Origin of the sequence: Massilia sp. DJPM01 (assembly GCF_030348125.1) — a bacterium.
GTDB lineage: Bacteria > Pseudomonadota > Gammaproteobacteria > Burkholderiales > Burkholderiaceae_D > Telluria_A > Telluria_A frigida.
In genome coordinates this window covers 1-604 of record NZ_JAQOZV010000219.1, presented here as the reverse complement: position 1 = coordinate 604, position 604 = coordinate 1, and the positions used below count along the sequence as shown (strand labels likewise).

Annotated in this window: 1 pseudogene; it reads left to right on the top strand. The window is 61.9% G+C overall.

The window, feature by feature from the left end:
• Positions 1–402: 402 nt before the first annotated feature.
• Positions 403–604 (top strand): annotated as a pseudogene (locus tag PO883_RS34760) (group II intron reverse transcriptase/maturase); the annotation flags it as partial.

The window sequence follows — 604 nt, the reverse complement described above, 5'->3', positions numbered from 1 at the left end:
CGGTGCGCCCAGCATGGGCGCACTCCTGCGGGTGCAAGTCCCGCCGCGAGCTGACCACAGTGAGCGAAGTGAAGCGCAACTGCATGAGGGCAACCGAGTGTGGAAAGGAAGCGTGGAGCGTAAATCATGAGCCGATGGACAAGAACCGCATAGAAGGCGCTGCCAATCAGGGCGAGCGGGCCGTAAACCGCGAAGCTCTTGTGGTCAAGGAGAAGTGGCGTAAATGCGGCGGTTGTGTGATGAAGGAGTGCGGCCCTTACCTGGGGACGCCCCGCCTTGTGCCTGAAAGGGCGACGACGAGAGTCGGAGCGGGGTCTCAGCAGAGGTCATAGTAGTTGGTGGTAGCGCCGGGAAGGCTCGACCCCGCCGACGAAGGACCGAACGAGTAGGAGTGAATCCGATATGTCGATGCAGAAAGCACAGCGTCAGATGCCTGCGAAAGCGGGGCGGGAGGCCGTAGGGCATGGTGAAGCCATGCTTGACGCTTTCAGCGACGAAGCGTTCTGCCCGCGACATCCAACCGGAGACACAGGGTCAGCGCTGCTGCAAGCGGCGCTGACAACAGAGAACCTGCGGCGGGCGTTCAAGCGTGTACGCTCCAACA